Source organism: Allobosea sp. GW821-FHT10B12 (assembly GCF_059415545.1).
This window is the reverse complement of the sequence record NZ_JBWKNL010000002.1, coordinates 938,121-945,278: the sequence shown is the minus strand read 5'-3', so window position 1 is coordinate 945,278 and position 7,158 is coordinate 938,121. Positions and strand designations below refer to the sequence as shown.

Below are 7,158 nucleotides of genomic sequence, written 5' to 3'. Positions count from 1 at the left end.
CATTATCGCAATAATCATTCTCATACAGAGTGCCTCAGGGCTTGTAAAGCGATTTCTTTATCGCGATATCATTTTTCGATAGAGCGACCTGCTGCCGATCCCGGAGATCCCTGATGACCGATGAACCCAATGCCGACGCCCCGACGCTGCCGCTCGACGCGCAGCTGTGCTTCTCGATCTATTCGGCGTCGCTGGCGATCCAGCGCGTCTACAAGCCAATGCTCGATGCGATGGGGGTGACCTATACGCAGTATCTGGCCTTGAGCACGCTGTGGGAACGCGACGGGCTGACGATCGGCGCCATCGCCGAGCGGCTGGCGCTGGAGCCGAGCACGATCACGCCGGCGGTCAAGCGCCTGGAAGCGGCCGGCTTCCTCAGCCGGCGGCGCAGCACCGCGGACGAGCGCCTCGTCGAGGTTCATCTCACCGCAAAGGGCAGGGAACTCCACCCTCAGACCGGCTGCCTCACCGATGCCCTCCTGCGCCATTCAGGCTTCGAGATTCCCCAGATGATCGAACTCAACACATGCGTTCAGGCCCTCAGGAACGGCATGCGTGACGCCGTGAGCCCGGACGAAACCACAAAGCCCGACGCTACCGAGTGAAGTCGGAATGGCCGCGATGGAAGTCCGCCATTCTGGGCGATGACGGCGTTCTCAACGGTCTCGGCATTGGTCCGAGGCCTATGACGGCGCTGCTAGAAGCGCGTGCCGCACGTATGGCTAGCCAAGACTGCCGGCAAATCTCTCGGCGAGCCGCTGGCGTCGAAACGCGTCGGCGACGAAATCGACGAAGACACGGGTCTTCGACGGGAGCAGCGTACGGCTTGCGTAGTAGATCGAGATCGGCCCTTCGTCGATATACCATTGCGGCAGCAGGCGAACGAGCGCGCCGCTCTCCAGATGCGGCAGCACATGGCACATGGCGTTCAGGGTCACGCCGAGGCCGAGCAGCGCCGCGCGACAGGTCGCTTCGGGGTCGTCGAGGACGATCGTCTCCTTGAGCTTGACTGGAATTGCGGTGCCTTCGACGTCGCGCATGATGCGTTCGCGGATGCGACCCGTCCGTGACGAGCGCCACGCGATCCCATCGAATGCGGAAAGCTGCGTGGGGTCGGTCGGCGGTCGGTGCTTCTTCATGTATGCGGGCGACGCGACCGCGATCAGATGCAGCGGCGCGAGCGTGCGCGAGATAATGCCGGGCCCCCGCTCGATGCCTCCGCCGATCGCGGCATCGAATCCCTCGGCGATCAGATCGGTCTGCCGGGTCGTGAATTGCCAGTCGGGCCGGATACCGGGATAGCGGGCCAGGAACGCCGGCAGCATCGGCAGAATGTAGTCGGCCCCGAAATTGAGGCCCATGCTGACCTTGAGTACGCCGGCCGGCTCTCCGCCGTTTGTCGCCACGCTCGAAATGGACTGCTGAAGCCCTTCGAGATTGTCCCGGATCTCCAGCAGGAAACGCTCCCCGGCGTCGGTCAGCGTCAGCTTGCGCGTGCTGCGATGAAACAGCCGGACACCGAGGTTGCGTTCGAGCGTCGCGACGTTTCGGCTGACCGCCGCCGGGGTCAGGGAAAGCCGCCGCGCCGCGACCGAGAAGCTGCTGGCTTCTGCGCTGCGGGCGAAGGATTCGAGGTTGGCCAGTGTCTCCAAGCGCATTCCTTCAAGCGATGCTTGTAAGACTTACCGATCATTGCCGACTAATCATAGGTGAATAAACGGGCGATCTCTGTGGGGCGGACAACGCAGAACCAATCGGAGAAATGCCCATGCCCACCCAGCCCACCGCCCCGAAGAACGGTCTCAAGGCCCTGCTGACCCCTGAAGAGTCGGTGCTGGTGCTGATCGACCACCAGCCGTTCCAGTTCGCCAATCTGCACAGCCACGAGCCCACGATGATCGTGAACAACGTCATCGCGCTGGCCAAGACGGCAAAGCTCTTCGGCGTGCCGACGATCCTGACCACTGTTCTGGAAGACCGCGGCGGCAAGCTGATCAAGGGCCTGCAGGATGTCTTCCCCGATCAGAAGCCGATCGACCGTACCTTCATCAACACCTGGGAAGATGCGCGCGTCGTCGATGCCGTGAAGAAGACGGGCCGCAAGAAGCTCATCATCGCCGCGCTCTGGTCGGAGATCTGCCTCGCCATGCCGGCCATCCAGGCCGCGGGCGAAGGCTACGAGGTCTATGCCGTCACCGACGCCTCCGGCGGCGTGAGCGCGGAAGCGCACGACATGGCAGTGCGCCGCATGGTGATGGCGGGCGTCATTCCGATCACCTGGATGGCGGTGGCCGGCGAGCTGCAGCGCGACTGGGCTCGCGAAGAGACGGCCGCGAAGGGCGGCGAGATCTTCATCGAGCATGGCGGCGGCACCGGCATCGCGCTCGCCTGGGAACTGCAACTGCTCGGCCAGGCGGCTGCCGGCAAGGCGTGAGCCGCCTTCGCAAGCAACCGTAGCCCAGACCTATCAACCTCTCGGAGCATGTCATGACCAGCAGCAATGCAAGCGAAGCCGCCAAGGCGGTCATTCGCCGCAATACCGAAGAAGTGCAGGGCGGAGGCAATTTCGCGGTGTTCGAGGAATTGTTCGCCGACGATTTCCTCGATCACACGCCGCAGCCGGGTCGCACCCCCGACAAGGCTGGCGCGAGGGAATTGTACAAGGTGCTTCGTACCGCCTTTCCCGATTTCCATGCCGAGATCCATTGGCAGCTCGCCGATGGCGACCGTGTGACGACCTACAAGACCTATCACGGCACGCATCGGGGAGAGCTTTTCGGGATCAAGCCGACGGGCCGGACAATCCAGTTCGAGACCGTCGACGTCATGCGCGTCCGCGATGGGAAGATCAGCGAGCACTGGGGCGTCGCCAACCTCTTCTCGCTGATGCAGCAACTGGGCGCTGCGCCAGCCGTCTGACACGAACCGTGAAATCACGTGCGCCGGCACGGTCTACCGCTGCCGGCGCCGACCCTGAAGGAACATCACATGACCATTGGCATCATCGGCTCCGGCGCGATCGGCACGGCCTTCGCCCGGACATTGGCACGCGCAGGAGTGGCGGCCGGCATCTCGAACAGTCGCGGCCCGGATTCTCTCGAAGGCCTGGTCCGCGAGCTCGGGCCATCCATCACGGCGGTCAGCCGTGAGGAAGCGGCGCGCGCCGACATCGTCTTCGTCGCCGTCAACTGGACCAAGCTCCCGGCCGCGCTGGCGAGACTTCCTGCCTGGAACGGGCGCATCGTCATCGACGCCAACAACGCGATCGAAGCGCCGCTGTTCCAGCCACTGGACCTCGGTGGCCGGGCATCGAGCGAGGTCATTGCCGATTTCGTTCCGCAAGCCCGCGTCGTGAAGGCCTTCAATCACCTCCGCGCGGAGCTGCTGGCCACTGATCCTCGCTCCGACGGCGGGCGGCGCGTGCTGTTCTATTCCGGCGACGATGCTGCGGCGAAGGCGGAGGTCGCCGCTCTGATCGAGCGGCTCGGCTTCGCCGGAATCGATCTCGGTTCGCTCGCGGCCGGGGGGAAGCTCGCTCAGTTTCCCGGAGGCCCGCTCCCAAACCAGAACCTCGTCAAGCTCGGGTGAACCAGAGAGGCTTCGAAGGCGCGCAACATCCGGAACAAGCCCATGGCGGGCCGACACATAGCGGCCCGCCGAGAGGCAATTCTCAGTCTGATGCGTGCTACCGCTGTCCTGCAAGTCTTTTCGCTGCCGCGAGGAGATCGTTCACATCTTCCGGGGTCGTGGCGAAGGAGGTGACGAAGCGGACGATGCCGGGCTCCCAACGGTCGTGATAGAACCCGAAGCCTTCGGCCAGCAGTCCTTCTACGAGGGAACGCTACATCCGGCAGAACAGGATGTTTGCCTCGGGCTCGCCCTGGATCTCGGCTCCCGGGATCGAGCCGAGCCCGGCAGCCAGTGCCTTGGCCATCGCGTTCGCTTGTCGCGCGTTGCGCAGCCAGAGGTCGTCCGCGAGATAAGCCTCGATCTGGGTCGAGAAGAACCGCATCTTCGAATTCAATTGTCCGGCACGGGGCGTGGCCCTGGGCTTTTGCTATCTCAAGCTCGCCCCCGGCTTTGCCGGCACGCTCGGGGGGCGGCTGTTCGAGTTCGTTGCCACGTTTGGTGCCTGGCGACGGCGGCAGAAGGCCATCATCCCCGCGCGGTCGGCGAAGCGGGTCATCTTCGGCGCCTGACGCTGGCCGGCATGCGATCCCGGCTCGCGATGATGCGCGGCACCGGCGAGGTCGAGGACGATGTGTTCCACGCAATCGAGAAAGAGCTCGACTGGGTGGAGCTTGCAGCATCATCGCCGCAATGGCTTCAGCTTGAGGAGGCCTGAGTATTCCAAGTCCACTTCGCTACCATCGCGATGTCCGGCATTAAGCAGAATGCTGTCCCGATGGCCGGGAAATCAACGCTGGTGGCGGCTTGGCGCAGCGATCGTGGATTATGCTTGTTCAGCGATTGCACGGCACTCGTCCACGGTATTTCCGTTGCAGCTATCGGGTGCCGATTTTTAGCCCAAAAATTCTTGGAATCGCAGCTGCACCGCGCATGAGGGGACCGGCGCGTCCGCCTTTTTCTTCCGCCTCTTCGCATCCGATGATGCCCCAACGCACGAGCCTGCCGCCGACAGCGCGGAAGGGCTCTGGCGGTAATCTCGGCACATCGCGCGTGCAAAGGGGGAGTGTCGACCATTCATCCTTCGCGTCGAGAACGAGCGAGGCAAGGCACTGGCCACCTATATAAGTCGGATTGACGCCGTGGCCGGAGTAACCGGCACCGTAATGGACGCGGGTGCCGGGCACGGTCCGAAAGAATGGCAGCCGGTCCGACGAAACATCGATGCCTCCGCCCCAGATTCTCTCGATGCCGACAGCCGCGAAGGCAGGCAGAAGCCTGCGCAGCCCATTTTCGGCACGAGCCGCCGAAGCACGATCAGCGGTCAGCCCGGGATCGCGCGTATTGCCGGCGAAGCTGATTGGGCCTGAGCCGGATCCCATCAGGACCCGGCCATCCACTGTCTTGCGGAAGTAGTGGACGAACATGCGCAGGTCAGCGAGCCCCTCGTCACGGCTCCATCCCATCGCAGCCAGCTTCTCGGGGGCTGGCGCGGTCATTAGCGCATAAGACGAAAACACGCTGACATGCGGGCTGACTTCGGGGCGTTTCGCCAGTTCGATGTTGGTGGCAAGCACGATCTCGCGGGCGATGACCTCACCGCCAGGCGTCAAGATCCGGTTGGGCGAGCCGGTGGCAAGCCCGGTCATCGGCGTATTCTCGTAAAGAGCGACGCCCGCCTCGATGGCGGCCTTCCGCAGCGCTCGCGCCAGGCGGGCGGGATGAACATTGGCGCCCTCGGGCAGATAGAGGCCGCCGCGAAAGACCGGCGAACGGCAATGATCAGCCACTTGCTCTGGCGTCAGTGCCTGGGCGCTGTCGGGCACGCCGAGACGCTTGGCTGCATCGACATAGAGCTTGATCTTGGCATCCTGCGCTGGAGCCGCCGAAACACGGACATTGCCGGACTCGCGCCACCAGACATCGCGGCCGGGAGCCCTCGCAAAAGCCCGGATGGCATCCTGAGCCCGCGTTCCCGCCCGTGCCACGGCGAGCGCGCCGTCGGGGCCGATATTGGCGGCCATGCCGGCGAGGGAGGCCCAATATCCATGGACCTTACCGCCGTTCTTGCCGCTGGCCCCGGAACCACAGAGTGACGCTTCAATCAGGGCAATCGAAAGCTGAGGCGCACGCTCGCGCAGAGCCAGTGCCGTCCAAAGCCCCGTGAAGCCGCCGCCGACGATCGCCACGTCGACCGTGATCTGGCCTGACAGCGAAGGTGAAGGCATTTCGCCGCCCTCGGCGCGGAGCGCATCGCTGAACCACCAGGAAGGATCACCGGGCAAGATCGACAGGGGGGCGGAGGGCTGCGACATGGGCATTCACCAAAATGGCAGGCGATCTGGGGCCGGAAATTGGCTGCCTCCGCTGTAAGCCGCAGCGGAGGCAGCAACGCTCAGACCAAGGCCTGAACCTGGATCTCGACGAGAATATCGTCGGCGGCCAGTCGCGACTCGACGGTCGCCCGGGCCGGCGGCTGCCTGGGGTCGACCCAAGCTTCCCAAGCCTCGTTCATTTCGTTGAAGGTACTCACATCCTTCAGCCAGATGTTCCCGACGACGATGCGCGTCTTGTCGGTCCCTGCCGTAGCCAGGTAGCTGTCGATCTGGGCGAGGATGTCCGCGGTCTGCTCCTTGACGCCGCCGCTGCGGTCCTTGGCGGTCAAGCCGGAAAGGAAAGCGAACCCGTTCGCGACCAGCACCTTGCTGAGGCGGCCGGTGACTTCGTGACGCGTAATCATGAACCCTCGTGACGGTTTAGGAAGGATGGGCAGCCTCACGCGGCCCGACGCTATCGCCCTATAGGTGCGATTCCCGGATGTTGATGATCCAGATCAGCCTCGCCTCGCGCTCGGAGCGATTGGTAAGGTGGTGCGGGATCGTGCTCGGAAACTGGAAGCTGTCGCCTTCCACGAGTTGAAAGACCTCTTCTCCCACCGTCAATTCCACGCTTCCCGACATCACGTAGCCGGCCTTGTCGCCCGGGCCCGTGAGAACGTCCGTGCTTTGCGCCGCTGGCGGGACCGTGAGGATCATGAAGCGGAGCTGATTATTGTCACGCGGCGAAAGAAGCTCTTTCGTAAAGTGGCTGCCGCCGACAACGATCTTCGGACGCTCGCCGGGCCGGCGGACATAGCGGTTCTCGCGAGGGGCTTCCGCCTCGGTTTCCAGAAACGACCACAGCGTCACACCAAGCGCCGCGCGTAGCTTCTGCAGGGTACTGATCGAAGGGTTGGAGGCGCCGCGCTCGATCTGGCTGATGCTTCCGACAGACACTCCGGCCTTCGCCGCCATCTCGAGTATGGTCATTCCACGCTCGGTGCGGAGCGCACGAAGGCGACGTCCGATCCTCAGGGACTCCAACTGCTCTTCAGTATCGGGTTCGAGGTCTTCAGGGATCTGAACTGCGTCCGACATGGGATCTCGTCGCTGACTGGGATTGCCCGACGATATGATGACGATCCGCTGGGCGCAACCATTTTACTGAAAAAACAAACTTCAGATTGAATATTCTGAAATTTCAATAGCTTAC

At 63.6% G+C, this 7,158-nt stretch carries 11 protein-coding genes; 6 read left to right on the top strand and 5 right to left on the bottom strand.

The genetic code is table 11. The features are described 5' to 3' along the window. Positions 1–113: 113 nt before the first annotated feature. Positions 114–605: a MarR family winged helix-turn-helix transcriptional regulator gene (locus AC07O0_RS09760; protein ID WP_494622347.1), complete on the top strand. Its 492-nt coding sequence runs from the start codon at positions 114–116 to the stop codon at positions 603–605. A 117-nt stretch (positions 606–722) separates the two neighbouring features. Here AC07O0_RS09760 and AC07O0_RS09755 read toward each other — a convergent pair whose 3' ends face one another. Next, on the bottom strand, positions 723–1,652 hold the full coding sequence (locus tag AC07O0_RS09755; RefSeq protein WP_494622345.1) for a LysR family transcriptional regulator: 930 nt from the start codon (positions 1,650–1,652) through the stop codon (positions 723–725). Positions 1,653–1,768: 116 nt separating this feature from the next. On the opposite strand from AC07O0_RS09755, the gene AC07O0_RS09750 reads away from it, so the two are divergent. Genes AC07O0_RS09750 through AC07O0_RS09740 form a run of 3 tightly spaced genes read left to right on the top strand, consistent with a single transcriptional unit; the run spans position 1,769 to position 3,588 of the window. Beyond that, positions 1,769–2,434, top strand: coding sequence for a hydrolase (locus AC07O0_RS09750; RefSeq protein WP_494622343.1), 666 nt, complete (start codon positions 1,769–1,771; stop codon positions 2,432–2,434). Positions 2,435–2,487: 53 nt separating this feature from the next. After that, on the top strand, positions 2,488–2,919 hold the full coding sequence (locus AC07O0_RS09745) for an ester cyclase (protein WP_494622341.1): 432 nt from the start codon (positions 2,488–2,490) through the stop codon (positions 2,917–2,919). Positions 2,920–2,973: 54 nt separating this feature from the next. Continuing rightward, positions 2,974–3,588: an NADPH-dependent F420 reductase gene (locus AC07O0_RS09740; protein WP_494622379.1), complete on the top strand. Its 615-nt coding sequence runs from the start codon at positions 2,974–2,976 to the stop codon at positions 3,586–3,588. A gap of 253 nt (positions 3,589–3,841) precedes the next feature. Here the strand turns inward: AC07O0_RS09740 and AC07O0_RS09735 are convergent, their stop codons facing one another. Continuing rightward, the gene (locus AC07O0_RS09735; protein ID WP_494622339.1) at positions 3,842–4,012 is read right to left on the bottom strand and encodes a hypothetical protein; all 171 of its coding nucleotides are present in this window, start codon (positions 4,010–4,012) and stop codon (positions 3,842–3,844) included. Positions 4,013–4,040: 28 nt separating this feature from the next. Here AC07O0_RS09735 and AC07O0_RS09730 point away from each other — a divergent pair, with 28 nt between their 5' ends. Both AC07O0_RS09730 and AC07O0_RS09725 read left to right on the top strand, forming a co-directional pair. Then, on the top strand, positions 4,041–4,199 hold the full coding sequence (locus AC07O0_RS09730; protein ID WP_494622337.1) for a hypothetical protein: 159 nt from the start codon (positions 4,041–4,043) through the stop codon (positions 4,197–4,199). Positions 4,200–4,210: 11 nt separating this feature from the next. Then, positions 4,211–4,345, top strand: a complete 135-nt coding sequence (locus AC07O0_RS09725; RefSeq protein WP_494622335.1) for a hypothetical protein — start codon at positions 4,211–4,213, stop codon at positions 4,343–4,345. Between the two features lie 160 nt (positions 4,346–4,505). Here the strand turns inward: AC07O0_RS09725 and AC07O0_RS09720 are convergent, their stop codons facing one another. The 3 genes from AC07O0_RS09720 to AC07O0_RS09710 form a co-directional block, all read right to left on the bottom strand. After that, positions 4,506–5,942: an NAD(P)/FAD-dependent oxidoreductase gene (locus AC07O0_RS09720; protein ID WP_494622333.1), complete on the bottom strand. Its 1,437-nt coding sequence runs from the start codon at positions 5,940–5,942 to the stop codon at positions 4,506–4,508. An 80-nt stretch (positions 5,943–6,022) separates the two neighbouring features. Beyond that, a complete protein-coding gene (locus tag AC07O0_RS09715; RefSeq protein WP_494622331.1) occupies positions 6,023–6,367 on the bottom strand; it encodes a RidA family protein in 345 nt (114 codons plus the stop codon). 58 nt (positions 6,368–6,425) lie between these two features. Continuing rightward, positions 6,426–7,043 carry a helix-turn-helix domain-containing protein gene (locus AC07O0_RS09710; RefSeq protein WP_494622329.1) on the bottom strand — a complete coding sequence of 206 codons (618 nt, stop codon included), beginning with the start codon at positions 7,041–7,043 and terminating at the stop codon, positions 6,426–6,428. Positions 7,044–7,158: the final 115 nt, after the last annotated feature.